The organism is Desertibaculum subflavum, assembly GCA_003576705.1.
GTDB lineage: Bacteria > Pseudomonadota > Alphaproteobacteria > Ferrovibrionales > Ferrovibrionaceae > Desertibaculum > Desertibaculum subflavum.
Genome location: QOZS01000067.1, coordinates 1 through 25,207 on the forward strand (window position 1 = coordinate 1; position 25,207 = coordinate 25,207).

Consider the following 25,207-nt stretch of genomic DNA (forward strand, 5'->3'; position numbering starts at 1 on the left):
CAGCGCCGCGAGCGGCGCCGCGGCGAAGCGCGCGGCCTGGTGCAAGCGGTCGATCTCGCTCGTCGCGAGCGGCCGCGAGCCGGCCCAGCCGAGCCGCGGGCCGTCCGGCGCCGAGCCGAGGACATCTTCGTGCAGCGGGCCGATCTCGGCCAGCCAGTCGCGGCCGGCGTGAGCTAGCGGGGCGCCAACGAAGCCGAGCGCCTCGATTACAGCCCCCGTCTCCGCGCGCCAGAGCCAGGTGCGGCGGGCAATGATCGGATGCGGCACCGCGAGCGTCAGCGCGCCGCCGGCCAGCGGCAGGCCGTCGGCCAGCAACCGGCGGCCAAGCTCGGCGAGCAGCCGGTCGGGACCGGGCGCGGCACCGGCCTCATCGATCAGCCAGGCAAGCGGCGCGGGAAGCTCCATGTCGCGATCATGCGGCCATGGCCCCGGCCTGTCATGCGCAGCCGGGCTGGCATCCCGACGCCAGGCCTAACCGGTGCGGCCGAACATGGGATCGGGGCCGGGGTCGCGCCCGGCAGCGACTTCGTTCAGCCGGCCGAGATAGTGGGCCCATCCCTTGGCATGGCCCTCGCATTGCTCGGCATCGGGCAGGCCAGAATGGGTGAAGCGCAGCAAGGTCCCGTTCGGCTGCTCGATCAGGTCGATCTCGACCAGGCTCGATCCCGGCGGCACCGCGTCGCTGCCGTCCCAGCCGAAGCTGTAGGCGAGCCGGTGCACCGGCACCACCTCGCGGAAGGCGCCCCGGGCGAAGCGCGCGCCGGTGACGTTGACGAGGTAGAGGCCGCCGACCTGGGGTTCGACCTCTGCCTCGGTTCCCATCCAGCGCAGGATCTTGTCCGGATCGGTCAACAGCGCGAACACCGCGGCGGGCGGCGCCGGGACGTGCATCTCCTGGCGGACGACGAGCGGCTGTTGCATCGGTCTTCTCCATCACCAAGGAGGCGGGGCGTTACTCGTGCGTTAGACTAGAACCGGGGCCTGGCAGGCGAGAGTGACAAGTGTGGCGGGAATGGCATGGATTCGCTGATCACGGCGGCGGCACGCGCGCTCGCCGCGGGTGATCCTTTCGGTGCCCTGAACCGGGTGGCGCTGCGCGATGACGCGCCGGCACTCGCGCTGCGCGGCATCGCCATGGCCCAACTCGGCGATCTCGACCGGGCCCGGGTGCTGTTGCGCAACGCCGCGCGGACCTTCGGCCCGAAGGAGGCGGTGGCCCGCGCGCGCTGCGTCGTCGCCGAGGCGGAGATCGCCTTCGCCGCGCGCGAGCTCGGCTGGGCGCCGAAGGCGCTCGATGCGGCGCGCGCGGTGCTGGAGCGTCACGGCGACCAGGTGAATGCCGCGCATGCGCGGCTCCTCGCGATCCGCCGCCTGCTGCTGATCGGCCGCCTCGACGAGGCGGAGCTCGGGCTCGAACCGCTCGACCCCGCGTCGCTGCCGCCGGCGCTGCGGGCGGCGCATGAGCTGGTCATCGCCGGCATCGCGATGCGGCGTCTCAAGTCGGCGGCGGCGGGCGATGCGCTGGCGCGGGCGACCCGCGCCGCGCGGGAGGCCGGCATCCCGGCGCTGACGGCCGAAGTCGAGAGCGCCGCCGCCGTGCTGCGCGCACCGGCGGCGCGGCTGGTCAAGGGCGGCGCCGAGCGGCCGCTCCGTCTCGCCGAAGTGGAAGCGCTGCTGGCATCGCCGAAGCTCGTGGTGGATGGCTGCCGCCACGCGGCGCGCGAGGGGCCCAAGGTGGTTTCTCTGGCCCGCCGCCCGGTGCTGTTCGCGCTGGCGCGCGCGCTGGCCGAGGCCTGGCCCGGCGACGTGACGCGCGAGGCGCTCATCGCGCGGGCCTTCCGCGGCAAGGCGGCCGATGAATCGCACCGCGCCCGGCTCCGGGTCGAGATCGGCCGGCTGCGCGCCATGCTCCGGCCGCTTGCCGCGGTGAGCGCGACGCCGCACGGCTTCATGCTGACGCCGCGCCACGCCGGCGAGGTCGTCGTGCTGGCGCGGCCGGTCGAGGAGCCGCAGACGGCGGTGCTCGCCTTCCTCGCCGACGGTGAATCATGGTCGAGCTCGGCGCTGGCGCTCGCACTCGGCGCGAGCCAGCGCAGCGTGCAGCGCGCGCTCGACGAGCTGGCTTCGGCCGGCAAGGTGCAATCCTTCGGCCGCGGCCGGGCGCGGCGCTGGACCACGCCGCCGGTGCCGGGATTCGCGACCACCTTGTTACTCCCGGCCCCTCTGCCGGGCGACTAGGATCGCGGCATGAAGACAGCACCAGCCGAAATCCTCCGCGAATATGGTCCCTTTGCCGATGCGCAGGACGTGGCCGGCGTCAGCTTCGACGGCCGCCACGTCTGGTTCGCCTCCAGCGACCGGATCAATGCCCTCGATCCGGCGAGCGGGAAGGTCGAGCGCTCGGTCGAGGTGCCGGCGCATGCCGGCACGGCCTTCGATGGCCGCCACCTCTTCCAGCTCGCCGCGGACCGCATCCAGAAGGTCGATCTGGAAACCGGCCAAGTGATCGGCACCATCCCGGCGCCGGGCGGCGGCGGCTCGGGCCTCGCCTGGGCCGAGGGGACGCTCTGGATGGGGCGACACCGCGACCGCAAGATCGTGCAGATCGATCCCGAGACCGGCGCGGTCCTCCGCACCATCGAGTCCAACCGCTTCGTGACCGGTGTCACCTGGGTCGATGGCGAACTCTGGCACGGCACCTGGGAGGGCGAGGAAAGCGAATTGCGCCAGGTCGATCCGCAGAGCGGAAAGGTGCTCCAGGCCCTTGCAATGCCGCCGGGCGTGAACGTCTCCGGCCTGGAATCCGATGGTGCCGACCGTTTTTATTGCGGCGGCGGCCCCACCGGGAAGGTCAGGGCCGTCCGCCGGCCCCGCTGAGGCCTCCGCCGACATGAAGCGCTTGCTCCCCCGGCCGTTCCGACGGTAGCTCATTGCAGCGGCGCCGCCCGAGGCGCCACTGTAGGCTCCGGAGCCATCCGGCCGAGTGGGAGGAAATGACCTGTGTACCTGACGCAGTTGGTGAGGCGGGCGGCGCAGACCAGCCCGAAGCAGATCGCGACCCGTTTCCAGGGTCGCACCCATACCTATCCGCAATTCCAGGATCGGGTCGCCCGGCTGGCGACCGGCCTGCACAAGCTGGGCCTCAAGGCCGGCGACCGGGTCGGCGTCCTGGCGCTGAACAGCGACCGCTATCTCGAATTCTTCTTTGCCGTGCCCTGGGCCGGGGGCGTGTTCGTGCCGATCAACACCCGCCTGGCGCCGCCGGAATTCGTGTTCTGGCTGGCCGATCCGGAATGCTCGGTGCTGTTCGTCGACGATGCCTTCCTCGAGGTGGTGCAGAAGATCAGGCCCGAGATCGGCTGCGTGAAGCAATTCGTCTATATGGGCGACGGCGCGGTGCCCGCGGGCATGATTCCCTACGAGAGCCTGGTCGAAGGCAACGCCCCGGCGGCGGATGCCGGCCGCGGCTTCGACGAGCTGGCCGGCATCTTCTACACCGGCGGCACCACCGGCCGCTCGAAGGGCGTGATGCTGAGCCATCGCAACCTGGTCTATTGCGCGCTCAATGCCAGCCTGGCGCTGCGCATGCGGCCCGATGCGGTCTATCTGCATGCCGCGCCGATGTTCCATCTCGCCGACGGCACCGAGACCTTCGGCATGACGATGATGGCCGGCAGCCATCGCTTCATCCCGCGCTTCGATCCGGAAGAAGTGCTGAAGATGATCGATGGCGAGAAGATCACCGACATCCTGATCGTGCCGACCATGATCAACATGCTGGTGAACCATCCGAAGCTGAAGGATTACGACGTCTCCAGCCTGCGCCACATCGTCTATGGCGCCTCGCCGATGCCGGAAGCGCTGATCCGCAAGGCGGTCGAGGTGATGCCGAAGGTGCGCTTCATCCAGGCCTATGGCCAGACCGAATGCTCGCCGCTGCTGACGGCGACGCCGCCGGAAGTGCACGATCTCGGCGGGCCGCTGGCGTCCAAGCTCAAATCCTGCGGCATCGCCGCGCCGGGCGTCGAGGTGCGCATCCTGGATGCGGCCGGCAAGGAAGTGCCGCGCGGCGAGGTGGGTGAAGTCTGCGCCCGCGCCGCCAACGTTATGCTGGGCTACTGGAAGCAGCCGGAGGTGACGGCCAACACCATCCGCGACGGCTGGATCCATACCGGCGACGGCGGTTACATGGACGAGGACGGCTTCGTCTACATCGTCGACCGGGTCAAGGACATGATCATCTCCGGCGGCGAGAACGTCTATTCGGCCGAGGTAGAGAACGCGGTCTATCGCCACCCCGCGGTGGTCGAATGCGCAGTGATCGGCGTGCCGGACGAGAAGTGGGGCGAACGGGTGCACGCCATCGTCAGGCTCAAGCCGGGCGAGCGGCTCGACGAGGCGGCGGTGATCGAGCACTGCAAGCAGTTGATCGCCAACTACAAGTGCCCGCGCTCGGTCGAGTTCAAGGACGACCCGTTCCCGCTCTCCGGTGCCGGCAAGATCCTGAAGACCGAGCTGCGCAAGCCCTATTGGGCGGGCAAGGCGCGCAACGTGAATTGAGCCGGCTCAGTCGGCGGCGGCTTCCTGCTCGGCTGCCACCGCCGCCGGCTTCTCGTTGCGGCAGTGCAGGATGGTGAACAGGCCGAGCGGGGGCTCGCGGTAGCGTGCCAGGATCTCCAAGGTGCCGTGCGCCATGAACGGCGCGAGCTTGAAATCCGGCCGCCAGCCGAGCTTGTGCGACAGCGCCGCCATGCGCCGCTCGATGGTGCCGCGCAGGCCGCCATCCTCGGCGAAGTGGTTGACGATGAAGATGTCGCCGCCCGGCTTGCAGACCCGCTGCATCTCGCGCATCAGCCGGTCGGGATGCGGCACGACGGAGGCGACATACATCGCCGCGACGGTGTCGAAGGAATTGTCATCAAACTGCAGCTGCTCGGCGTCCATATTGAGCAGCGCCTCGACATTGCCGAGCCGCTTCTCGCGGGTGCGCTGGCGGGCAAGGCGAAGCATGTCGTCGGAAATGTCGATGCCGACGATGCGCAGGTCCTTGCGATAGCGCGGCAGCGACAGGCCGGTGCCGACGCCAACTTCCAGCACGCGGCCCTGCGCGGTCTGGTTGATCAGCTTGACGGTGCCGATCCGGCCGGGATGCAGGAGGACGCCGAAGACGATGTCGTAGATAGGTGCCTGACGCCGGTAGGCGGTCACGACCGATTGCTTGTCGAGCTTCGAGAGCGCTCCCCCGATCACGTTTTTCAATCCAGTTCTCCGCCCGATTCGCCTTCACGGGCGCGACGAGTGTAGCCAGCGCCTTCCCGATCAGCAACCGCATGCCGTTTGCCAAGCAAGCCGCTGTGAAGTCAAGGAAATCCGCAGTGACATCGATCCGTTCCAAACTGGCGGAGCGGATCGCCCGAATGTCACGGGAGCCGATCTGCGCCGCGGGGTGATTGGGCCGGCGCCGCAGTGCCGCTACGATGCTGGGAGGGCTCGACGGCGATCCAGGGGAGTTCCCGGCATGGCGCAGGACCAGATCGAGGCATTGCGGCGCATGATCGCCGAGGCGGGGCGGGCGGTGGTGTTCACCGGTGCCGGCATCTCGACCGAATCCGGCATTCCCGATTTCCGCAGCCCCGGCGGCATCTGGACCAAGTACCAGCCGATCATGTTTCAAGACTTCGTCGCTTCGGAGGAAATGCGGCGCGAAGCCTGGCGGCGCAAGTTCGCGACCGACGAGACCATGCGCAAGGCCGAACCGAATCGCGGCCATCGCGCGGTCGAGAAGCTGGTTCGCATCGGCAAGGTGTCGAGCGTGATCACCCAGAATATCGACGGGCTGCACCAGGCCTCCGGTGTCCCGGCGGAAAAGGTGATCGAGCTGCACGGCAACACGACCTATGCCAAGTGCCTCGATTGCGGCGAGCGGATGGAGCTCGATGCGGTCCGGCAGTGCTTCGTTGTCGAGGACCGCCTGCCGGTATGCGAAGGCTGCGGCGGCGTCGTCAAGACGGCCACCATTTCGTTCGGCCAGGCGATGCCGGAGCAGGAGATGCGCCGGGCGCAGATCGAGACGCTCGCCTGCGACCTCTTCATCGTGCTCGGCTCCTCCCTCGTGGTCTATCCCGCCGCCGGGTTCCCGATCACCGCGAAGCGCAACGGCGCCCGGCTGGCGATCATCAACCGCGAGCCGACCGAACTCGACGATTTCGCCGACCTCGTGCTTAATCGCGAGATCGGGCCGACCTTCGGGGATGCGGTCGGGGTCAATTGAAGGGAACGGAAGTCCGGGGATGAGCGCGGGGACGGGGATTCGACCGACGCGGATGCAGCGGCGGTATCTGGAGCGGGGACTGGAACAACCCGGCGGCAAGCTGCCGCTGTTCGACGATGACGGCCAGCAGGTCAATCCGCAGACGGTGCGCACCTGCCTCGATCACGGCTGGGCGGAGCCCTGGTTCGCCAATCCGCTGAAGCCGGATTGGCTGGTCTGCAAGCTGACCGAGGCCGGCCGGGCGGCGCTGAAGAACGGCAAGGCGTGAAGCGCTCGATCGCCGGCCTGCCACTCGGTCTGCTGCTCGGCCTGCTGGTCGCGGCGGCGCAGCCAGCATTCGCTGCGCGCGACCCGGCGGCGCCGATCGGGCCGGAGATCGCGCCGCCGCCATCGGGCCTCAATCGTCAGGAGCTCGAGGCCAAGGCACGCGCCGGCGATGCGGAGGCGCAATACCGGATCGGCGTGATGCAGCATCTCGGCTTCGGCGAGCCGGCCGATTTCGCCGCCGCGCGCGACTGGTATCGCCAGGCGGTCGAGCGCGGCCATGCCGGGGCGGCAGGCATGCTCGGCTTCATGTTCCTGGTCGGGCAAGGCGGCACGCCTGATCGGGCCGCGGCGCAGAAGCTGTTCGAGAAGGGCGCGACCGGCGGCGACCTGATGTCCAAGGGCAATCTGGCGGCCCTGCTGTTGCGCGGGGCCGACGGCAAGCCGCGGGATGCCCGGCGTGCGGTCAAGCTGTTGGAAGAAGCGGCGGAAGGCGGTCTTGCCGCCGGCACCCATCGGCTTGGCCTTCTGGCGCGCGACGGCGATGTCGTGCCGAAAGACCTTGCGCGCGCACGCGCGCTTCTGGCCAAGGCGGCGTCGATCGGCCTGCCCGATGCACAGAACGATTACGGCGCGATGCTGGAGCACGGCGAAGGCGGCGCGGCGGACCCGTTCGCCGCTGCCTATTGGTACGAGCGGGCGCTGGCGCGCGGATCGGCCGAGGCCTTCTTGAACCTCGGCAGCCTGCGCGAGCGCGGCCTGGGCCTGCCGCGCGACGAGGTGAAGGCGCGCGCGCTGTATCGCGTCGCGGCGGAGCGAGGCCTGGCAGCGGCGCAGTACAATCTCGGCGTCATGGCGGCGCACGGCCTCGGGGGCGTCGCCGACCTTGCCGAGGCGCGTGCCTGGTACGAGAAGGCAGCCGCCCAGGACTACGTGCCGGCCAAGAACAATCTTGCCACCCTGCTGCTCAACGGCTGGGGCGGTGAGCGCGATGGCGCGCGGGCGCTCGATCTGTTCCGCGCAGCGGCGGAGGCAGGCGATGCCAATGCGCAGGCGAATTACGGCATGGTTCTGCTGGAAGGCAGCGCCGGTCCGCGTGACCCGCATGCCGCCGTGGAGTGGCTGGAGAAGGCGGTGGCGCGCGACGTGCCCAACGCCAAGCTGACGCTCGGCCTGGCATTGGTCGACGGAGCGGCAGGCGAGCCGGATTCCGAGCGCGGCCATCGCCTGGTCGTCGAGGCGGCCGAGAGCGGGCTCGACCGGGCGCAGTACCGGCTGGCGCTCTGGCTCTCGGCCGGGCGTTTCGGGGCCGCCGACAACTCAGCCGCGGTGGCGTGGCTGCGCAAGGCGGCGGCGCAGGGGTTCGCTTCCGCCCAGCTGATGCTGGGCTTCCATCTCGAAAAGGGTTTGGGGACGGCGGCCGATCCGCCAGGCGCGGCCGAGGCCTATCGCGACGCTGCCAGGCAGGGCACGGCCAACGCCGCCTTCGCGCTCGGCGCGCTGTACGATCGCGGCTTCGGCGTGCCGCAGGATGCGCGCGAGGCCGTGCGCTGGTACGCCCGCGCGGCGGAGGCCGGACATGCGCAGGCGATGTTCAACCTGGCCGACCTCTACCGCCTGGGCCAGGGCATCGCGCGCGATGCCGCCGAAGCGCATGCCTGGTGGCGGCTCGCCGCCGACCGGGGCCTGCGCGAGGCGCAGCGCAACCTCATCCTGCTCGAACGCGAGATGAGCGAGGAGGACCGCAAGCGCGCCGCCACGCTCTACGAGCAGCGCCGATAGCGCTCAGAAGGCGCCCACCTTCGGCTTGCTGATCTGGAGGTCGCGATCGGCGCGCGGCTCGCGGACGGCAAGCTCGATCGGTTTCGCCTCGGTGATCTGTTTGCCGCCGGTCTCGACCTGCAACTCCTTGAACCGGCGCGCCTGCGGCAGGACGTTGGTCTCCAGGCTGCCGACGAAGGCGTTGTACTTCTGCACCGTGTCCTGCAGTGCGCGGCCGAGGGCCGACACGTGGTCGCCCATGGTCTGTAGGCGGCGATAGAGTTCCTGGCCCAGTTCCGACACTGCCAGCGCGTTGCGCTCGACCGCCTGCTGGCGCCAGCCGAGCGCCACCGTCTTGGCAAGCGCCACCAATGTGGTCGGCGTCACGATGATGACGCGCCGGGCGATCGCGTTGGCGAACAGGTCGGGATCCCGCTCCATCGCCGCGGCGAAGAAGTTGTCGCCGGGCACGAACATGGCGACGAAGTCGGTGGTCATGCCTTGTTGCGCCCAGTACTCCTTGGAGCCCAGCCGGTCCGCTTGGCCCCGCAATTCCTGGGCGTGCTTGCGCAACAGCTGCTCGCGCAGCGCCTCGTCGGTCGTCTCGACGGCGTCGAGATAGGCCGACATCGACGCTTTGGCATCGATCACGATCCGCTGGCCGCCCGGCAGGTTGATGATCGCGTCGGGCCGGAGCCGCTCGTCGTCGCGCTGGAAGCTCGTTTCCGTCGCGAAGTCGACATGCTCGGCCATGCCGGCCAGTTCCATCACGTTGCGCAGCTGGTGCTCGCCCCAGCGGCCGCGCGTCTTCGGCGCTGCCCGCAGCGCATTGGTCAGCTTCTGCGCCTCGCTCCGGACCGCATCCTGTGCCAGCGCCATCTGGGTGATCTGGCCGGTCAGGCCGCCATAGGCCTCGGCCCGCGCCTTCTCCACCTCGGCGAGCCGCTCCTGATACTGGGTCAGCGTTTCGGTCACCGGCTTGAGCAGCGCATCGAGACCGGCGCGGCGCGTCTCGGCCTCGCTCGCCAGCGCGGTCTTCTGCGCCTCGAACAGCTGCTTGGCCGAGTCCAGGAAGCTCGCGCTGTTCTGGCGCAGGGCGGCATCGGCGATGGCCGTCAGCTTGCGCTCGATCTCCGCGTGCACGCTCTCAAGCCCGCGCAGGCGTTCTTCGTGCGCGCGGGATTCGGCGGCGAGCCGTGCCTCTGCCCCGGCCGCGGCAATGCGCGCGCTTTCCCCTTCGGCGCGCAGATGAGCCGCCCGGCGGGCCGCGACGGCCCAGGCGAGACCCGCGCCCGCGAGCAGGCCGAGGACGAGACCGGCGAGAATCGACAGCGCATCGAACGACATGATTTCACCTTAGCAGAGCCGCGGGCTAGGCTCGCCCCCGGAGGAGACGCGCATGGCCCGCAAGCATCATCAGCTGGACGTCAACGGCATCTCGATGCACGTGGTGGAGGAGGGCGAGGGGCCGTTGGTCCTGCTCTGCCACGGCTGGCCCGAGAGCTGGTATTCCTGGCGCCACCAGCTGACCGCGCTGGCGGCAGCCGGCTTCCGCGCCGTGGCGCCGGACATGCGCGGCTACGGCAAGACGACCGCGCCGGCCTCTATCGACGACTACACAATGCTGCACCATGCCGGCGACCTGGTCGGTCTGGTCAAAGCGCTGGGCGCCGAGACGGCGGCGATCGTCGGTCACGACTGGGGCGCGCCGGCGGCCTGGAACACCGCGCTGATGCGGCCCGACATGTTCCGTGCCGTGGCCGGCCTGTCGGTGCCGTACAGTCCGCGGGGCGCCATCAGCCTGACCGACATGCTCAAGAAGCAGGGGCTGCACCGCTTCTACATCATGTATTTCCAGCAGCCCGGTGTCGCCGAGGCGGAGTTCGAGCGCGATCCCAAGGCGACCCTGCGGCGCGTTCTCTATTCCGCCTCCGGCAGCCCGCCCGAAAGCTTCCAATGGAACGCCACGGTACCGGAGGGCGGCGGATTGCTCGACACCACGATCGAGCCGGACGTGCTGCCCGAGTGGCTGACCGAGGCCGATCTCGACTTCTATGCCGGCGAATTTTCCCGGGCGGGCTTCCGCGGCGGCCTCAACTGGTACCGCGCAGTGCACCGGTCCTGGCAGTTGCTGGCGCCCTGGGCCGGCGCGTCGATCCGCCAGCCATCCTTCTTCATCGCCGGCACGCGCGACGGCGTGATCCGCGGGCCGGCCGGCAAGGCCGCGCTGGAGAAGCTGGAGCAGAGCCTGCCCGGCTTGCGCGGCAAGCTCCTGATCGAAGGCGCCGGCCACTGGATCCAACAGGAGCGCCCGGCGGAAGTGAACGAGGCGCTGATCGGCTTCCTGAAGGGCTGCGACCTGCGCTAGGGTTTGCCGCAGGAATTTCATGGGAGGAGACAATGAAGGCCAAGGCCGCGGTCATGTACAAGGCGCACGAGCCCCTCGTGATCGAGGAGATCGAGATCGACAAGCCGGGCCGGCGCGAAGTGCTGATCCGCACCGCCTTTGCCGGCGTCTGCCACAGCGACCTGCACTTCATCGAGGGGCTCTATCCGCATCCCTGTCCCTGCGTGCTGGGCCATGAATCGGCCGGCGTGGTGGAGGAGGTCGGCGAGGACGTGACCTATGTGAAGAAGGGCGACCACGTCATCACCTGCCTCTCCACCTTCTGCGGCGAGTGCGAATACTGCCTCACCGGCCGCATGTCGCTCTGCCAGAGCCCGACGACCAAGCGCGACCCCAAGGCGGCGCAACGTCTGAGCCTGAAGGGCGGGCCGCTTATGCAGTTCATCAACCTGTCGTCCTATGCCGATCACATGCTGGTGCACGAGCATTCGCTGGTGAAGGTGCGCCCCGACATGCCGCTCGACCGCGCGGCGCTGATCGGCTGCGGGGTGATGACCGGGGTCGGCGCCGTGTTCCACACCGCCAAGGTGCGGCCAGGCGATACCGTCGCCGTGGTCGGTCTCGGCGGCATCGGGCTGGCGGCGGTGAACGGTGCTGCGATCGCCGGCGCCGGGCGTATCATCGCGATCGACATGGTCGGCTCGAAGCTCAACCTGGCGAAGGAGTTCGGCGCCACCGACGTGGTGGATGCCTCGGCCGGCGACCCGGTGGCGCAGGTGAAGGAGATGACCGGCGGCGGGGTGCAGTATTCCTTCGAATGCGTCGGCCTGAAGAAGACGGCCGAGGACTGCTTCAAGATGCTGGCGCGCGGCGGCACCGCGACCATCATCGGCATGATCCCGGTCGGCACCAAGATCGAGCTGCACGGGCCCGAATTCCTGGGCGAGAAGAAGATCCAGGGCTCGGCCATGGGTTCGAACCGGTTCCGCGTCGACATGCCGCGCCTGGTCGATTTCTACCTGCGCGGCGACCTCAAGCTCGACCGGCTGATTTCGGGCCGGCTTTCGCTCGGCCAGATCAACGACGCCTTCGCCCAGCTCAAGACCGGTGCCGTGGCGCGCAACGTGATCGCCTTCTGATTTGGGCAGAGTGTGATGGAACGGGGTGCGAGGCGGCCGCGCTTCTGCTAGTTCTCAGGCCTCGGGCGGTTGCCTTTGCGGCGGCCCGAGTCTGCGGGGCGTGAAGCATGGATTACGTTTGCGATGCTTCGAAAGGGCGCACCTGGTTTCGCATCGCCACCGCCGCCGAGGCGGCGGCGGAATCGGCGCTGATGGATCATGCGGTGGATAAGCACTTCCTGCGCGAGGAGAGCCGCGCACGGCAGAGCTATGTGCCGACCTCGCCCGTCTATATCGAGCAGGAGATCGGCCTCAAGAAGCACATCCGTCGCGCCATGCCGCTGTTCCTGACCTTGCGGGATGGCCAGGGCAACGGCCTGGCGACGGCGATGCTGCCGCCGGAGGGCAAGGAGGAGTCGGGCTTTCGCATCATCATCGTCGGCCCGGGCAACCGCGACCCCTATCCCGATCATCGCGAGGCGATCGAGGCCTTGGGGCGGCACTATGGTCTGAGCCTAGAGCGCGAGCGCTGCTACCCCTATGGCGGCGGCCGGGGCGATTACTAGAGGCCGGCAGCGATGCAGGCGGATTTCCTGACCGTCGCGGACGGCACCCGCCTCCGCATCCGCCGTGCGGCGCCGGCGGCACCGCGGGCGATCGTGCAGATCTCCCACGGCATGGCGGAGCATTCCGGTCGCTACCGGCGCTTCGCCGAAGCCCTGTGCGGGGCCGGCTTCGCCGTGATCGCGCATGACCATCGCGGCCATGGCGAGACGGCGGCGACGCCCGCCGATTTCGGATTCTTCGCCGAGCGCGACGGCTGGGCCAAGGTCGTGGCCGATCTCGGCGCAGTGCAATCGGCGGCCCGTGCGGCGTGGCCCGGCATTCCGGTTCTGCTGTTCGCGCATTCGATGGGCTCCTTCGTCGCCCAGGACTTCATCGCCGGACAGGGCGCGACGCTCGCCGGGGTGGTGTTGTGCGGATCGAACGGCACCGCGCCGCGGCCGGTTGGCCGGCTGGTCGCCCGTATCGAGCGCCTGCGCCTTGGGGCCAGGGGGCATAGTCGGTTGATGACGCAACAGGTCTTCGGCGCCTTCAACCAGAGATTTCCCAATCCCCGCACCGAATTCGACTGGCTTACGCGCGACCCGGCCGAGGTCGACGCCTATATTGCCGATCCGCTATGCGGCTTCGACGTCACGACGCAATTCTGGATCGATCTGCTGGACGCGCTGGCCCGTATCTGCAGCGACCGACATCGGCGGGGCGTGCCGAAGGGCCTGCCGATCCTCTTGACTGCGGGCGATGCCGACCCGCTCTCGGATGGGGGAAGGGGGCTGGAACCGCTGGTTGCGGGCTATCGGCGCGTTGGCGTGGCTTCCGTCGCGAGCCGCCTCTATCCCGGCGCCCGGCATGAGCTGCTGAATGAAACCAATCGTGACGAGGTGACGGCCGATATCCTCAGGTGGATGGAATTGCAGCTCGCCGCGGATCGCTCCGCGGTGCCGGACAATCAGAATCGTTAACCTTTCGCCGCTTGATTCAATCTCTTGCCCGATAATTCTGCAGCTTGGTGGTCGGTCCCGGTCGCTTAATATGCTGAAGGCACCAGATCCTGGAGTTCGCCCACTGTCGAACCTGAGCCACGCGACCATCGACATCTCGGCCCGCGGGGGTCGCCATGCGTAGCTTGGCGCTCACGGTAATGTTGCTGAGCTACATCCCGGTGGCGCTTTGGCATCCGTTCTTTGGCGCCCTCCTGTGGACCTGGGTTTCGATCATGAACCCGCATCGCGAGGTGTGGGGCTTCGCCGCGTCGCTGCCGGTGGCGATGTTGGTCGGCGTGGCGACGATCGTCGGCTGGCTCCTCTCGAAGGAGCCCAAGCGCATCGCGTTCAACGGCGTCACGATGATCTTCATGGCGATGGTCCCGGTCGTGACCATCTCGACGGCATTTGCGCTGGTCCCGTCAATTGCGTGGGACAAGTGGGATCTCGTGGTGAAGACGCTCATCATGTCGGTGCTGGTGGCCAGCATGGCCACGAGCAAGACCCGGATTCATGCCCTGGTATGGATCCTGTGCCTGTCGCTTGGCTTCTATGGCGTGAAGGGCGGCGTGTTCACGCTGATGAGCGGCGGCGAAAACCGGGTCTACGGCCCGGAGCACTCCTACATCACCGACAACAACCATCTGGCGCTGGCCATGATCATGGTCGTGCCGCTGATGAACTACCTGCGGGTTCACTCGGCCCACGCGGCTGTTCGCCTCGGGCTTCTCGCCGCCATGCTGCTGACCGCGATGTCGGCGATCTTCACCTATTCGCGCGGCGGACTGCTCGGCCTGACGGCGATGGGCATCGTCCTGTGGTGGCGCAGCCGGCAGAAAATGCTGTTCACCGTCCTGTTCGCCCTGGGCGTTGCCGGCGTGTTCGCGGCGGCGCCGGAGCGGTGGTTCGACCGCATGCAGACCATCGGCTCGTACCAGGAAGACGGCTCCGCGATGTCGCGCATCGAAATCTGGGGCGCCGCCTTGAAGATCACCGCCGGCAATCCGCTGTTCGGCGGCGGCTTCCGCGTCACCCATTCCCAGGCCGTCGTCGACAAGTACTCCCCCGGCGCGACGGCTCGCGCCGTGCACAACAGCCATGTCGAGATGCTGGTCGAGAACGGCGCGGCGGGCTTCCTGCTGCATCTCGGTCTCATTGCCTGCACGTGGTTCTATTCTTCGCGAGTCATGCGTCTGGCCCGGAACGTGCCGGAACTCGCCTGGGCTCGCGATCTGGGCGCCATGCTGCAGGCATCGCTGGTCGCCTACGTGGTCGGCGGCACGTTCCTGTCGCTCGCCTACTACGACGGCTGGTGGTACCTCGGCATCCTTGCCGTTGCGACGCATGCCCAGGTTCTGAGGCTGGCGCCGCGACCGGCCGGTTTCATGGCTGGCCCGGCCCGCATCCCGGCAACCAGCGGAGGAGCCCGATGATCACCGGCATCGCCTTTCTGTTCGTCTGCCTCGGCATCGGCTATGTCGGCTACTGGATGGTGATCAACGACCGTTCGGATCCGGATGGCGCCCACAAGGGCATGCTTGCCACGCCGCGCCCGAAGCCGGTGCCGACCCGGGATTCGCGCGATCCGTTGCGCCGCTGACGCCCGTCAGCGCAAGCTCGCACCCGTCTGTTTGGCGACGCTCGCCACCACTTTGGCCGCGGTCGCTTCGATCTCGGCATCGGTGAGCGTGCGGTCCTTCGGCTCCAGCCGGACGGCGACGGCGACCGATTTTTTGCCTTCGGCCACGCCCGGCCCCTCGTAGAGATCGAAGACCGAGGCGTCGGCGATCAGCGCCCGGTCGGCGGCGCGCACCGCCCGCACGATCTCGCCGGCCGCAACGGCGCGGTCGACCACGAAGGCGAAATCGCGCTCGACAGCGGGGAAGTCGGAAGCGGCGAGCGGCGGCCGGGTGCGGCCCGCCTTCTGCTTCGGCGCCGGCAGCGCGTCGAGGAAGACCTCGAAGCCGACCAGGGGACCGCGCACGTCGAGCTTCTCCAGCACCGCCGGATGCAGCTCGCCGAACCAGGCCAGCACCGTCTTCGGCCCCATCTTCAACGCGCCTGAGCGGCCGGGGTGATACCAAGCCGGCGCCTCGGCCGCGCTCTGCAGCGTATCGACCGCGATGCCGAGCTGCGCCAATGCGGCGGCGGCATCGGCCTTGGCCAGGAAGGCGTCGACGTCGCCCGGCTTCTGCTGCCAGTGACGCGCACCCGTCTGGCCGCGGCGGATACCGCTCGCGACAATGCGCTGACCCGCAGGCGTGTCGTCGCCGTATTGCGGGCCGACCTCGAACAGCGCCACATCGGCAATGCCTCTCGCCACGTTGCGGCCCGCCGCGGCGATCAGGCCGGGCAGGATCGACGGCCGCATGGCGTCGAGATCGGCGGCGATCGGATTGGCCAGCATCAGCTCGGGCCTGCCGCCGCCAAAGGCCTCGGCATGGGCGCGGGCGATGAAGGAATAGGTGACGGCCTCGACCAGACCGCGTGCGGCGAGCGCGCGCCGCGCGATGCGCACGCGGCGCTGCGCCAGATTGACGGCCGGCGTCGCGATCACCGGCCGGCGCGGCAGCGGCACGGCCGGGACCGCGTCGTAGCTGACGACCCGGGTCACTTCCTCGACCAGATCGGCCTCGCCATGCACGTCGGGGCGCCAGGCGGGCGGCACGACATCGAGGCCGTCCGACGCCGGCCTGGTTTCGAAGCCGAGCCGGCCGAGGATCGCCTGCTGCTCCGCCAGCGGCACGTCGAGGCCGCCCAGATCGCGCACGCGGCTGCCGCGCAGGCGATAATTGCGCCGCCATTCGGGCGCGGCGCCGGCGATCACGTTGTGGCTCGGCTCGCCGCTGCAGAGCTCGATCACCAGGCGGGTGGCGACCTCCATGCCCGGCACGACGAATTCCGGATCGACGCCGCGCTCGAAGCGATAGCGCGCATCGGAATTGATGCCGAGCTTGCGGCCGGTCGCGGCGGTGCGCACGGGGTCGAACAGCGCCGCTTCGATGAACACGTTCTTCGTCTCCGGCGTCACGCCGGAATGCTCGCCGCCCATCACGCCGCCGAGGCCTTCCGGCCCGTTGTCGTCGGCGATGACGCAGACCTCGCCGTCGAGCTTGTAGGTCTTGCCGTCGAGCGCCAGCAGCTCTTCGCCCGGCTTGGCGAGGCGCGGGCGGATATCGCCCTTCACCTTGTCGGCGTCGAAGACGTGCAGCGGCCGGTTCAGGTCGTAGGTGATCAGGTTGGTGATGTCGACCAGCGCCGAGATGGGCCTGAGGCCGATGGCGCGCAGCCGCTTCTGCAGCCATTCCGGGCTCGGCCCGTTCGTCACGCCGCGCACATACCGGCCGACGAAGAGCGGGCAGGGCGTGTTGTCGCCGCCCGCGAAGTCGAGCCGCACCTTGATCGGGCTGTCGAACTTGCCGGGCACCGCTGACGTGTCGAGCGGCTTCAGCTTGCCCAGGCCCTTGGCGGCAAGGTCGCGGGCGATGCCGCGCACGCCGAGGCAGTCGGGCCGGTTCGGCGTCAGCTTGATCTCGATCGCCGGATCGTCGAGGCCCATGAAGGGCGCGAAGGGTTTGCCGACCGGCGCATCGGCCGCCAGCTCGATGATGCCTTCGTGCTCGTCCGAGATGCCCATCTCGCGGGCCGAGCAGAGCATGCCGTTGGAGGCCTGACCGCGGATGCTCGATGCCTTGAGGTCGAGCCCGGTACCGGGGATGCGGAGCCCGGAGCGGGCGAACACGCCCTTCATGCCGGTGCGCGCATTGGGCGCGCCGCAGACCACCTGAATCGGATCGCCCTTGCCGATATCGACCTTGCAGACGCGCAAGCGATCGGCGTTCGGATGCTGCTCGGCGCTCACCACGTAGCCGACCACGAACTCGGCGAGGTCCCTGGCCGGATCGTTGATGCCTTCGACCTCGAGGCCGAGGCCGGTCAATGCCTCGCATACCGCCGCGGTATCGGCCGTGGTGTCGAGATGCTCCTTGAGCCAGCGAAGCGTGAATTTCATCGGCTGAGCCCCTCGCCGAGGCGGGGCAGGTCGAGCGCCTGGAAGCCGTAATGCCGGAGCCAGCGCAGGTCGCTGTCGAAGAAGGCGCGCAAGTCGGGAATGCCGTATTTCAGCATGGCGATGCGGTCGATCCCCATGCCCCAGGCGAAGCCCTGCCACTCGTTCGGGTCGATGCCGACGGCCTCCAGCACCTTGGGATGCACCATGCCGCAGCCGAGGATCTCCAGCCAGTCGGAGCCCTCGCCGATCCGGATCTGCCCGCCGGAGCGGTCGCAGCCGATATCGACTTCGGCCGAGGGCTCGGTGAACGGGAAGTAGGAGGGGCGGAAGCGCATGTTGACCCGCTCCACCTCGAAGAAGGCGCGGCAGAACTCGGCCAAGGTGCCTTTCAGGTGGCCCATATGGATGTCGCGGTCGATCACCAGGCCTTCGATCTGGTGGAACATCGGCGTGTGGGTCGCGTCGCTGTCGATGCGGTAGGTGCGGCCGGGCACCACGATGCGGTGCGGCGGCGGTCCCGCCTGCATGCTGCGGATCTGCACCGGCGAGGTATGCGTGCGCAGCAGCAGGCGCGAGCCGTCCGGCTTCTCCGGCAGATAGAAGGTGTCGTGCATCTGCCGCGCCGGATGATCCGGCGGGATGTTGAGGGCGGTGAAATTGTGGAAGTCGTCCTCGATGTCCGGGCCTTCGGCGATGGTGAAGCCCATGGCGGCGAAGATCTCGGTGATCTCGTCGATCACCTGGCTGACCGGGTGGATGCGGCCCTGCGGCTCCGGCGCCGGCGGCAGGGTGATGTCGATCCGCTCGCCCGCGAGCCGCGCGTCGAGCGCCTTGGCGGCCAGCGCTTCCTTGCGGGTCGCCAGCGCGTCGGCGACGCGGTCCTTGGTGCGGTTCAGCTCGGCGGCGAAGCTCTTGCGCGCCTCCGCCTCCATGCCGCCGAGCCCCTTCATGAGCTCGGTGATGCGGCCCTTGCGGCCGAGCGCGCCGACGCGCTCCGCCTCCAGCGCATCGAGCGTCGCCGCCGCCTCGATGCGGGCCAGCAGCTCGGTTTCCAGCTTCGTCACGTCCTGCATCGTCAATCCTGTTTACGTAACGGGGGCCTGCATACGAAACGGGGCCTGCATACGAAATGGGGCCGGCTTTGCGGCCGGCCCCTAGTCACTCAGCTGATAGACGTTCGCCGCAGGGCCGGCTTACGCGGCCTTCGCCGGCTGAGCCTTCTCGAGGGCAGCCTGCGCCTGAGCCGCGAGGGACTTCAGGGCCTCGGGCTCCTTGACGGCGAGATCGGCCAGCACCTTGCGGTCGATCTCCACCCCGGCGAGCCGGAGGCCGCTCATAAATCGGGAATAGGTCAGACCGTGATCGCGCGCCGCGGCGTTGATGCGCTGGATCCACAGCGCGCGGAAATTCCGCTTCTTCGCCCGGCGGTCGCGATAGGCGTATTGCAGCCCCTTCTCGACCTTCTCGATGGCGACGCGGAACGCCTTGTGGCCACGGCCGCGATAGCCTTTGGCGAGCTTCAGGACTTTCTTGTGGCGGGCATGGGCGGTGACGCCCCTCTTCACGCGGGACATGGGTCAGGCCTCCGTCAGCCGTTCGGCAGGAAGAACTTGCGGATCAGATTGCTGTCACCCGGCTCCAGGATGGTGGTCCCGCGCTGGTTCCGGATGTGCTTGTTGGTCCGCTTGATCATGCCGTGCCGCTTGCCGGCCTGGCCTGCCCGCACCTTTCCAGACGCGGTGAGCGAGAAGCGCTTCTTGGCGCCGCTCTTGGTCTTCATCTTGGGCATTTGGCATCCTTACGCTGGAGTGCGCTTCGGGGCGGACATGGCATGCCCCGCCAGCCCGCCCGACGAGAGTGCGCGCTTATAGCGGCGAGGTGCGGGGCGCGCAACGGTTCTGCGGGCTCTGTGACGCGCTGCCGATGGAAGCCAGTTTGCGCCTGTGACGACCAGTTCTCTGCCTGAAAGAGCCCAGAGATTGCCTATTTGAACCAGTTTCCTGCCAGTTTTGGCCCTTTCTGGCCAGTTCTGGGGACGCCCGCGGGATCTAAGCTGTTGATTTTGCTGGATCTGTGTGCCCGCAAGTGCGCCCCGGGCGCAGTTGGCGCGATGCTGGTCCCTGCGCAGCGGCGAGGCGAGCGCCGCTTCAGGCAACAGGATGCGACCGCAGCACTGTCACCGATGCGGCTGCACCGCACACACTTATTCACACATTCAAAGAGCGCCCGAATAATAGCAGAAAGTGGAGTTAAGCGCAATAAAATTGCGACGCCGCAACCCGTCCTGGGGAATATGCCGGCTTCGTCCACTCCGGCATCCCCGACCTTTCGACCGGCGGAAGCACATGGAAGGTTTCGGCTGCGCGAAGGGCTGAGAGCCTCACATGCGGGGAAAGCGCGTGCCGGCTAACATCGCCGACCGATTGTTTCGCCGCCCTCAGATGTTGGATGATGCCACATGCGACCAGGATTTGCGGATACCGCCCAGCAATCACTTCGAGAAGCTGAGCGGTCGGCTTGCCGGCTGGCACTCGATCCGGGTCAATGAAAGGTGGCGTCTGGCTTTTCGCTGGGACGGCGGCGAGGGACACGCGTTCGAGGTCTATTTGGACGACCACAGCTATCGATGAGGAACCCAAGTTGATGACCAAGCGGAAGCCGGCGACCGTGGGCGAGATCCTCGCCGAGGAATTCCTGGTTCCGCTCGGCTTGACCCAAGGCGCGCTAGCCGATGCGATGGGTGTGCCGCGCAAGCATGTCAACGAATTGTGCAACGATCGCCGCGCGGTTACGGCGGACACGGCGCTGATGCTCGCGCGGGCTTTCGGCAACACGCCGGACTTCTGGCTAAACCTCCAGCGCCGCAGCGATCTCTGGGCGGCGCTGAATACGCCGGAACGGCGCGCGCGCATCAATCGCGCGAAGCCTGTCGGCAGGGCCGCTTAGCGAGAACGCCCGGCGGGTGGTTCCTGCAAAACCGCCCACAACCGCGCATCCTCGAAATCGTGGATCACATGCGCGGCGCCATGCTCGCGCAGCGTCGCCTCGTCGAAGGCGCCGAGCATGCCGAAGGTGACGATCTCGGCGCCGGCGGCGGCGCGGATGCCGTTGACCGAATCCTCGAAGGCGAGCGCGGTGTCGGGCGCGGCGCCGAGCTTCTCCAGGCCGGTCAAGTAGGGCAGCGGGTGCGGCTTGCCGTGCGCGAGCTCGTCGCCGATCACCAGCGTGTCGAATCGGTCGCATAAGCCCAGCGCCGCCAGCATCAGCTCGGCATTGGCGCGCGGCGCGTTGGTGACGACGGCGGTCGGCAGGTCGCGCGCCTCGGCCCAGTCGAGCAAGCGCGCCAGGCCGGGCATCGGCGCGACTTGCCCGAGGCTCACCCGGAAAGCCGCTTCCTTGGCTTCGATCTCGCGCATCGCCGCGTCGGTGCCGAGCTCTGGAAACAGTGCCGCCATGATCGCCTCGTTGGCCGCGCCCATGATGTGGCGGCGGTAGAATTCGAGCGGGATGGCGCGGCTGTGGCCGGCGAGCACGCAGTTCCAGGCGTCGAAATGCAGCGCATCGGTGTCGAGCAGGGTGCCGTCGAGGTCGAACAGCAGGGCGGTCGGAAAGCGCGCGCGCATCGCCTGTACAGGGAATTGGAGGACACTCGGAGAAATTGGGGGCAACGCGACAGCTTAGTCCCAATAGAGATAAAGCTCGCGCCCGTCGCGGGGCTCGATCACCACCGTCTGGTCGATCGGCTTGCCTTCCACTTCGACGCGCACGGCATAGGACCCCGGCGGCAGCTCGACCAGCATCAGCGGCCCCGTCATCACCGTCTCCAGCACGGTACGGCCGCGCTGCATGATGGTGACCCTGGCATCGGCGAGAAACTCGCCCGACTTCCGGCGCGCGGTGAGGATGCGCAGGTTGAACTCATCGCGCAGACGCTCCATCTGCGCCTGCTCGTCGCTGCCGACGCCGCCGCTGACATAGCGCCCGCTCGGAAATGTCTGGATCTCGAGCGGCAGCGCGAGCGCGGCGGCCGCCATGCAAGCCAGGGCCGCCGCGAGCGGCAGCCCTCCCCATCGCCACATGCCCATCCCCCATCCGAGCCGGAGGATTATGCGCCGATTCGGTTTGGCGAGGGGTTCAGCCGGCGGCGGCCAGGATCGGCGCCTCGATCGCGTCGATCGCGCGCCAGCCCTGGCGCAGGCGGCCATCCGGCATGTCGAACACGAAGTAGTTGCCGCCGCCCGCGCCCGGCTGGTCCTCGCGGCGGCTGATCGCGCAATCCTTCAGGTGGCAGAGCAGCAGCGCGCCGACCCCGCCATGCGCGACGATGGCGACATCGCCGCCGAGCGGCGCCGCCGCCGCGACCACGCGGTCGACCGCCGCGACGATGCGGGCCTGCGCCGCGCGGGCGGTCTCCCAGCCGCGGATGCTCTCGTCGGGATGTGCGAAGAAACGGTCCGCTATCGCCTGGAACTCGGCCGGGGGCAGATAGCCGGTGGCGGAGCGGTCGTTCTCCTCCAGCCCTTCGAACATGGCGAGCGGCAGGTCGGCATGCGTCGCCAGGATCTCGGCGGTGTCGATCGCCTTGCGCTCATGGCTGCAGGCGAGGAACTGGATCTCCGGCACCCAGGGCTGCTGCAGCATCGCCGTGGCGCGCCGCCGGCCCTTGTCCGAAAGCGGCCATTCCGGCACCGGCACGGCCGGGTCGATCGCCACTTCCGGATGGGTGATGAACCAGACCTTCATGCCGCCGCCTTTCGGAGGGTCGCTTATGCTGCATAGCAGCATGGGGACCCTTTCCCAAGCGTGCACGTGACCTTCGGACGCCATCAGTTACATTTCTGTAGCAGGCGTCACGGGTTGTACAATCGAGGCGGGTAGGAAAAACGAGGGGGCCGCAGTGAGCCTGAGCGACATCCATAATTTCGATTACGCCGTGTTGCTCTGCAACAAGCTGGCGGAAACCAAGGCCTTCTACCGCGACATCATGCATTTCCCGATCGAGACCGACCAGGAGAACTGGGTCAGCTTCCGGGTCGGCGCCACCCTGCTCACCCTCAGGCCGCGCGGGCAGTGGGCCGCCTGGCACGACGGCAACTCGGTACCTGGATCGGCGGCGGTGCAGCTCGCCTTTCGCGTGCCGCCGCCAGCCGTCGACACCTGTCATGCCGAGCTGGTCGCGCAGGGCGTGCCGATTCTCCGCGGGCCGACCGATGTGCCGAAATTCCGCCATCGCACGCTGTTCTTCCGCGACCCGGAGGACAACGTCATCGAGATCTATGCGGAGTTCTGACGCACTTGGTTCTAAGCCGCCCGCGCCGCGCCGGCCTTGGCGTCCTGCTTGATCATGTCGGCGGCCTTCTCGGCGATCATCATGACCGGTGCGTTGGTGTTGCCGGAAATGAGGATCGGCATGATCGAGGCGTCGACCACACGCAGGCCGTCGATGCCGTGCACGCGGAGTCGGTCGTCGACCACGGCCATGCTGTCCTGACCCATCTTCGCGGTGCCGACCGGGTGGTAGACGGTGACACCCTTGCGCCGCGCATAGTCGAGGATCTCGTCGTCGCTGCGGGCGGCGTTGCCCGGCTCCACCTCGCTGGCGATGAAGCGAGCGAGCGCCGGTGCCGCGGTGATCTCGCGCGCGATCTTCATGCCGCCGATCAGCGACCGGCGGTCGCTCTCGACGGCGAGGAAGTTGGGCCGGATCGCCGGGGCGCTCAGCGGGTCCGGCGACTTGATGTGGATAGACCCGCGGCTGTCGGGCCTGAGCTGGCACGGGCCGATGGTCAGGCCGGGCTCGCGGTCGAAGATGCGCTTCACCGGGTCTTTGAAGCTCGCATGCGCGATCGTGTACTGCACGTCGGGCGTCTCCAGCTCCGGCCGCGTCCGCACATAGCCGCAGACGACGCCGGCCGTGGTGGTGAGGATGCCGCGCCGCGTCAGCGCGTATTTCGCCACCTCCTTGACCATGCTCAGGCCGCGGGTCTGTTCGTTCAGCGTGATCGTGTTCTTGGCGCGCCAGACCATGCGGACGATGTAGTGATCCTGATAGTTCTCGCCGACGCCATTGAGCGCGTGACGCACCGCGATGCCCTGCGCCTGCAGCACCTCGGGCCGGCCGATGCCGGAGAGTTCGAGCAATTGCGGCGACTGCACAGCGCCGGCGGCGAGGATCACTTCGCGCCGCGCCTTGGCCGTGCGCGGCTGCCCGCCCTGCAGATAGGTGATGCCGGTGGCGCGCCGGCCCTCGAAGGTGATTCCGGTCGTATGCGCTTCGATCTCGACCTTCAGATTGGGCCGCTGCATCGCGGGCTCCAGATAGGCGCGCTTGGCCGACCAGCGGCGGCCGTCCTTCTGCGTCACCTGAAAATAGCCGAAGCCTTCCTGGTTGCCGCTGTTGTAGTCGGGATTGGCCGGCCAGCCGCGCTCCGCCGCGGCGGCGATCACGGCGTCGAGGATCTCCGCCTTCTCGTACTGGTCGCGGGTGTTGAGCGGCCCGCCCGAACCGCGCCAATCGGCCGGCGCGCCTTCCCAGTTCTCCGACTTGCGGAAATAGGGCAGCACGTCGTCCCACGACCAGCCGCGATTGCCGAGTTGGGCCCAGCCGTCGTAGTCGCGCGCCTGGCCGCGCACATAGACCATGCCGTTGATCGAGCTCGACCCGCCGAGCACGCGGCCGCGCGGGATCGGGATCGGCCGGTCATAGGTGTAGGGGTCGGGCTCGGTCTGGAAGCGCCAGTTGAGGCCCGGCATGTCGAGCGTCTTCACATAGCCGACCGGGATGTGGATCCACATATTGCTGTCGCGCCCGCCGGCCTCCAGCAACAGCACGGTGACGGCAGGATCCTCGCTCAGCCGCGCGGCGAGCGTGCAGCCGGCGGAACCGGCGCCGACGATGACGTAATCGAACTCCGACATGATGCTGCCTCTGGCGGCGTTTCCCCGGGCCCGAGCATAGAGGCTCGGCCCCGAAAGTCAGAGGCTGTGGGCAGCAGGATCTAGCGCGAGCAATCGGCGCCGGGCGCGCAGGTGCGCCGCGATTGCTCGCGGCGTTCCGCCCGTTGCGGCGGCTCGGCCCGCTGCGGTGGTTCGGGCCGCTGCGGCGCCGCGCGCTGCACGTCCGACCGAGGCTGTTCGGCGCGCCGCTCCATGCGCTGCGGCTCCGCCCTCGGCCGCTCGACGCGCGGACTTTCCATGCGCGGGCTGTCCACGCGCGGACGCTCGACCCGCGGTTGCTCGACGCGGGTCTGGTCGGCGGGCCGCGCCTCGAAACGGCGCTGCTGCGTGCTGGGCGGCTCGATGCGGGCCACGGGGGCGGTGCGCAGCGGCCGGTCGTCCCGCGTCACGTTTCGGTCCGGCATGCGCCCCTGGTCATGGCCGGGGCCGTGCACGGTCGGCATGCGGGAGCGGACGTTGGTCTCCTCGCGGGGCGCGGGCATCGCCTGCAGGCGCGGCGGCGGACGCTCGCGGCCTTGCTCGCCGCGATCGGAATTGCGACGGTCCGGTCCCGGCCGCGCCGTTTCGCTCGGGCGGGTTTCGCGCGTATCGGCCTCGCGGGGTGAAGGCGGGCGCGGCGGCGTGCCGGCGGAAGGCGCGATGAGCTGTGGCGCCGCGCGCTGGCGGTCACCGCGGTCGCGATCGGGTCCGTCCTGCCGGGGCGTCGTGCGTCCGACCGGAGGAGGCGCGGCCGGCGAGGGCTGGGTCCGCTGCGCTTCGCCGCGTTCGGGCCCGCCACGATCCGGTCCGCCACGATCCTGTGGCGCGCGCGCTTCGCGGCGCGGTCCGGGGGCCGAGGGCAGGCGGTCGGGATCGCTGGTGACCGGGCGGCCGGCGCCGAGCTCGCGCGTGCGGGGCGAATCGTCCCGGCGGTCGGCGTTGCGGTCGGGG

General features: G+C 68.8%; 27 protein-coding genes and 1 pseudogene. 15 read left to right on the forward strand and 13 right to left on the reverse strand.

Going from position 1 to position 25,207, the window contains the following annotated elements:
* A pseudogene (locus tag DT074_RS24385) lies at window positions 1–405 on the reverse strand (adenylate/guanylate cyclase domain-containing protein); the annotation flags it as partial.
* Between the two features lie 66 nt (window positions 406–471).
* Complete coding sequence (locus tag DT074_RS24390; RefSeq protein WP_119422475.1) at window positions 472–921, reverse strand: SRPBCC family protein; 450 nt, start codon at window positions 919–921, stop codon at window positions 472–474.
* A gap of 96 nt (window positions 922–1,017) precedes the next feature.
* Between DT074_RS24390 and DT074_RS24395 the strand changes: the two genes are divergently transcribed.
* The 3 genes from DT074_RS24395 (at window position 1,018) to DT074_RS24405 (ending at window position 4,560) form a co-directional block, all read left to right on the forward strand.
* Window positions 1,018–2,238 carry a helix-turn-helix domain-containing protein gene (locus DT074_RS24395; RefSeq protein WP_119422476.1) on the forward strand — a complete coding sequence of 407 codons (1,221 nt, stop codon included), beginning with the start codon at window positions 1,018–1,020 and terminating at the stop codon, window positions 2,236–2,238.
* 9 nt (window positions 2,239–2,247) lie between these two features.
* Window positions 2,248–2,877 (forward strand): Vgb family protein, encoded by a 630-nt coding sequence (locus DT074_RS24400; protein WP_119422477.1) that lies wholly within the window; start codon window positions 2,248–2,250, stop codon window positions 2,875–2,877.
* 123 nt (window positions 2,878–3,000) lie between these two features.
* On the forward strand, window positions 3,001–4,560 hold the full coding sequence (locus DT074_RS24405; RefSeq protein ID WP_119422478.1) for a long-chain-fatty-acid--CoA ligase: 1,560 nt from the start codon (window positions 3,001–3,003) through the stop codon (window positions 4,558–4,560).
* Window positions 4,561–4,566: 6 nt separating this feature from the next.
* Here the strand turns inward: DT074_RS24405 and DT074_RS24410 are convergent, their stop codons facing one another.
* Window positions 4,567–5,250, reverse strand: coding sequence for a class I SAM-dependent methyltransferase (locus DT074_RS24410; RefSeq protein WP_368744886.1), 684 nt, complete (start codon window positions 5,248–5,250; stop codon window positions 4,567–4,569).
* 268 nt (window positions 5,251–5,518) lie between these two features.
* Between DT074_RS24410 and DT074_RS24415 the strand changes: the two genes are divergently transcribed.
* Genes DT074_RS24415 through DT074_RS24425 form a run of 3 tightly spaced genes read left to right on the forward strand, consistent with a single transcriptional unit; the run spans window position 5,519 to window position 8,317 of the window.
* Window positions 5,519–6,271, forward strand: coding sequence for an SIR2 family NAD-dependent protein deacylase (locus tag DT074_RS24415; protein ID WP_368744885.1), 753 nt, complete (start codon window positions 5,519–5,521; stop codon window positions 6,269–6,271).
* A 19-nt stretch (window positions 6,272–6,290) separates the two neighbouring features.
* Window positions 6,291–6,539, forward strand: coding sequence for a hypothetical protein (locus tag DT074_RS24420; RefSeq protein ID WP_119422479.1), 249 nt, complete (start codon window positions 6,291–6,293; stop codon window positions 6,537–6,539).
* Window positions 6,536–8,317: a tetratricopeptide repeat protein gene (locus tag DT074_RS24425; protein ID WP_119422480.1), complete on the forward strand. Its 1,782-nt coding sequence runs from the start codon at window positions 6,536–6,538 to the stop codon at window positions 8,315–8,317. Before DT074_RS24420 ends, DT074_RS24425 begins: the two co-directional genes overlap by 4 nt.
* A 3-nt stretch (window positions 8,318–8,320) precedes the next feature.
* On the opposite strand, the gene DT074_RS24430 is transcribed toward DT074_RS24425, so the two are convergent.
* On the reverse strand, window positions 8,321–9,643 hold the full coding sequence (locus tag DT074_RS24430; RefSeq protein ID WP_119422481.1) for a DNA recombination protein RmuC: 1,323 nt from the start codon (window positions 9,641–9,643) through the stop codon (window positions 8,321–8,323).
* A gap of 52 nt (window positions 9,644–9,695) precedes the next feature.
* Here DT074_RS24430 and DT074_RS24435 point away from each other — a divergent pair, with 52 nt between their 5' ends.
* The 6 genes from DT074_RS24435 (at window position 9,696) to DT074_RS28270 (ending at window position 14,908) form a co-directional block, all read left to right on the forward strand.
* Entirely contained in the window at window positions 9,696–10,664 is a 969-nt protein-coding gene (locus DT074_RS24435; RefSeq protein WP_119422482.1) for an alpha/beta fold hydrolase, read from the forward strand.
* Window positions 10,665–10,696: 32 nt separating this feature from the next.
* Entirely contained in the window at window positions 10,697–11,782 is a 1,086-nt protein-coding gene (locus DT074_RS24440) for a Zn-dependent alcohol dehydrogenase (RefSeq protein WP_119422483.1), read from the forward strand.
* Between the two features lie 107 nt (window positions 11,783–11,889).
* Entirely contained in the window at window positions 11,890–12,327 is a 438-nt protein-coding gene (locus tag DT074_RS24445) for a hypothetical protein (protein ID WP_119422484.1), read from the forward strand.
* A 12-nt stretch (window positions 12,328–12,339) separates the two neighbouring features.
* Window positions 12,340–13,287 (forward strand): alpha/beta fold hydrolase, encoded by a 948-nt coding sequence (locus tag DT074_RS24450; protein ID WP_119422485.1) that lies wholly within the window; start codon window positions 12,340–12,342, stop codon window positions 13,285–13,287.
* 155 nt (window positions 13,288–13,442) lie between these two features.
* Window positions 13,443–14,741: a putative O-glycosylation ligase, exosortase A system-associated gene (locus tag DT074_RS24455; protein WP_119422486.1), complete on the forward strand. Its 1,299-nt coding sequence runs from the start codon at window positions 13,443–13,445 to the stop codon at window positions 14,739–14,741.
* The gene (locus DT074_RS28270) at window positions 14,738–14,908 is read left to right on the forward strand and encodes a hypothetical protein (RefSeq protein WP_162915177.1); all 171 of its coding nucleotides are present in this window, start codon (window positions 14,738–14,740) and stop codon (window positions 14,906–14,908) included. The genes DT074_RS24455 and DT074_RS28270 overlap by 4 nt, the downstream gene beginning before the upstream one ends.
* A gap of 6 nt (window positions 14,909–14,914) precedes the next feature.
* On the opposite strand, the gene pheT is transcribed toward DT074_RS28270, so the two are convergent.
* From pheT to rpmI, 4 genes are all read right to left on the reverse strand, one after another.
* Complete coding sequence (pheT, locus tag DT074_RS24460) at window positions 14,915–17,320, reverse strand: phenylalanine--tRNA ligase subunit beta (protein ID WP_119422487.1); 2,406 nt, start codon at window positions 17,318–17,320, stop codon at window positions 14,915–14,917.
* Window positions 17,317–18,393 (reverse strand): phenylalanine--tRNA ligase subunit alpha, encoded by a 1,077-nt coding sequence (pheS, locus tag DT074_RS24465; protein WP_119422488.1) that lies wholly within the window; start codon window positions 18,391–18,393, stop codon window positions 17,317–17,319. The genes pheT and pheS overlap by 4 nt, the downstream gene beginning before the upstream one ends.
* Before the next feature lie 120 nt (window positions 18,394–18,513).
* Window positions 18,514–18,894 carry a 50S ribosomal protein L20 gene (gene rplT / locus DT074_RS24470; protein WP_119422489.1) on the reverse strand — a complete coding sequence of 127 codons (381 nt, stop codon included), beginning with the start codon at window positions 18,892–18,894 and terminating at the stop codon, window positions 18,514–18,516.
* Between the two features lie 14 nt (window positions 18,895–18,908).
* Window positions 18,909–19,109, reverse strand: a complete 201-nt coding sequence (gene rpmI / locus DT074_RS24475; protein ID WP_119422490.1) for a 50S ribosomal protein L35 — start codon at window positions 19,107–19,109, stop codon at window positions 18,909–18,911.
* A 595-nt stretch (window positions 19,110–19,704) separates the two neighbouring features.
* On the opposite strand from rpmI, the gene DT074_RS24480 reads away from it, so the two are divergent.
* Both DT074_RS24480 and DT074_RS24485 read left to right on the forward strand, forming a co-directional pair.
* Window positions 19,705–19,950, forward strand: a complete 246-nt coding sequence (locus tag DT074_RS24480; RefSeq protein ID WP_119422491.1) for a type II toxin-antitoxin system RelE/ParE family toxin — start codon at window positions 19,705–19,707, stop codon at window positions 19,948–19,950.
* A gap of 13 nt (window positions 19,951–19,963) precedes the next feature.
* On the forward strand, window positions 19,964–20,266 hold the full coding sequence (locus DT074_RS24485) for a HigA family addiction module antitoxin (RefSeq protein ID WP_119422492.1): 303 nt from the start codon (window positions 19,964–19,966) through the stop codon (window positions 20,264–20,266).
* Here the strand turns inward: DT074_RS24485 and DT074_RS24490 are convergent.
* The 3 genes from DT074_RS24490 to DT074_RS24500 are packed head-to-tail and all read right to left on the reverse strand — an operon-like array spanning window position 20,263 to window position 22,063.
* Window positions 20,263–20,943 carry an HAD family hydrolase gene (locus DT074_RS24490; protein WP_119422493.1) on the reverse strand — a complete coding sequence of 227 codons (681 nt, stop codon included), beginning with the start codon at window positions 20,941–20,943 and terminating at the stop codon, window positions 20,263–20,265. The genes DT074_RS24485 and DT074_RS24490 overlap by 4 nt on opposite strands.
* A gap of 54 nt (window positions 20,944–20,997) precedes the next feature.
* A complete protein-coding gene (locus DT074_RS24495; protein ID WP_162915178.1) occupies window positions 20,998–21,399 on the reverse strand; it encodes a hypothetical protein in 402 nt (133 codons plus the stop codon).
* Between the two features lie 55 nt (window positions 21,400–21,454).
* On the reverse strand, window positions 21,455–22,063 hold the full coding sequence (locus tag DT074_RS24500; RefSeq protein ID WP_119422495.1) for a histidine phosphatase family protein: 609 nt from the start codon (window positions 22,061–22,063) through the stop codon (window positions 21,455–21,457).
* Between the two features lie 154 nt (window positions 22,064–22,217).
* On the opposite strand from DT074_RS24500, the gene DT074_RS24505 reads away from it, so the two are divergent.
* Window positions 22,218–22,610: a VOC family protein gene (locus DT074_RS24505; RefSeq protein ID WP_162915179.1), complete on the forward strand. Its 393-nt coding sequence runs from the start codon at window positions 22,218–22,220 to the stop codon at window positions 22,608–22,610.
* An 11-nt stretch (window positions 22,611–22,621) separates the two neighbouring features.
* On the opposite strand, the gene DT074_RS24510 is transcribed toward DT074_RS24505, so the two are convergent.
* A complete protein-coding gene (locus DT074_RS24510) occupies window positions 22,622–24,238 on the reverse strand; it encodes a GMC family oxidoreductase (protein ID WP_119422497.1) in 1,617 nt (538 codons plus the stop codon).
* Window positions 24,239–24,318: 80 nt separating this feature from the next.
* A partial coding sequence (locus DT074_RS24515) for a hypothetical protein (RefSeq protein WP_162915180.1) occupies window positions 24,319–25,207 on the reverse strand: 889 nt, incomplete at its 5' end.

Excerpts from the sequence above, each read along its gene's own strand:
- DT074_RS24415 (WP_368744885.1), top strand. The coding sequence starts at position 5,519 with ATGGCGCAGGACCAGATCGAGGCATTGCGGCGCATGATCGCCGAGGCG.
- DT074_RS24420 (WP_119422479.1), top strand. The coding sequence starts at position 6,291 with ATGAGCGCGGGGACGGGGATTCGACCGACGCGGATGCAGCGGCGGTAT.
- DT074_RS28270 (WP_162915177.1), top strand. The coding sequence starts at position 14,738 with ATGATCACCGGCATCGCCTTTCTGTTCGTCTGCCTCGGCATCGGCTAT.
- DT074_RS24455 (WP_119422486.1), top strand. The coding sequence starts at position 13,443 with ATGCGTAGCTTGGCGCTCACGGTAATGTTGCTGAGCTACATCCCGGTG.
- pheT (WP_119422487.1), bottom strand. The coding sequence starts at position 17,320 with ATGAAATTCACGCTTCGCTGGCTCAAGGAGCATCTCGACACCACGGCC.
- DT074_RS24485 (WP_119422492.1), top strand. The coding sequence starts at position 19,964 with ATGACCAAGCGGAAGCCGGCGACCGTGGGCGAGATCCTCGCCGAGGAA.
- rplT (WP_119422489.1), bottom strand. The coding sequence starts at position 18,894 with ATGTCCCGCGTGAAGAGGGGCGTCACCGCCCATGCCCGCCACAAGAAA.
- DT074_RS24445 (WP_119422484.1), top strand. The coding sequence starts at position 11,890 with ATGGATTACGTTTGCGATGCTTCGAAAGGGCGCACCTGGTTTCGCATC.
- rpmI (WP_119422490.1), bottom strand. The coding sequence starts at position 19,109 with ATGCCCAAGATGAAGACCAAGAGCGGCGCCAAGAAGCGCTTCTCGCTC.
- DT074_RS24435 (WP_119422482.1), top strand. The coding sequence starts at position 9,696 with ATGGCCCGCAAGCATCATCAGCTGGACGTCAACGGCATCTCGATGCAC.
- DT074_RS24500 (WP_119422495.1), bottom strand. The coding sequence starts at position 22,063 with ATGAAGGTCTGGTTCATCACCCATCCGGAAGTGGCGATCGACCCGGCC.
- DT074_RS24440 (WP_119422483.1), top strand. The coding sequence starts at position 10,697 with ATGAAGGCCAAGGCCGCGGTCATGTACAAGGCGCACGAGCCCCTCGTG.
- DT074_RS24395 (WP_119422476.1), top strand. The coding sequence starts at position 1,018 with ATGGATTCGCTGATCACGGCGGCGGCACGCGCGCTCGCCGCGGGTGAT.
- DT074_RS24400 (WP_119422477.1), top strand. The coding sequence starts at position 2,248 with ATGAAGACAGCACCAGCCGAAATCCTCCGCGAATATGGTCCCTTTGCC.
- DT074_RS24495 (WP_162915178.1), bottom strand. The coding sequence starts at position 21,399 with ATGTGGCGATGGGGAGGGCTGCCGCTCGCGGCGGCCCTGGCTTGCATG.
- DT074_RS24390 (WP_119422475.1), bottom strand. The coding sequence starts at position 921 with ATGCAACAGCCGCTCGTCGTCCGCCAGGAGATGCACGTCCCGGCGCCG.
- DT074_RS24450 (WP_119422485.1), top strand. The coding sequence starts at position 12,340 with ATGCAGGCGGATTTCCTGACCGTCGCGGACGGCACCCGCCTCCGCATC.
- DT074_RS24490 (WP_119422493.1), bottom strand. The coding sequence starts at position 20,943 with ATGCGCGCGCGCTTTCCGACCGCCCTGCTGTTCGACCTCGACGGCACC.
- DT074_RS24480 (WP_119422491.1), top strand. The coding sequence starts at position 19,705 with ATGCGGGGAAAGCGCGTGCCGGCTAACATCGCCGACCGATTGTTTCGC.
- DT074_RS24430 (WP_119422481.1), bottom strand. The coding sequence starts at position 9,643 with ATGTCGTTCGATGCGCTGTCGATTCTCGCCGGTCTCGTCCTCGGCCTG.
- pheS (WP_119422488.1), bottom strand. The coding sequence starts at position 18,393 with ATGCAGGACGTGACGAAGCTGGAAACCGAGCTGCTGGCCCGCATCGAG.
- DT074_RS24510 (WP_119422497.1), bottom strand. The coding sequence starts at position 24,238 with ATGTCGGAGTTCGATTACGTCATCGTCGGCGCCGGTTCCGCCGGCTGC.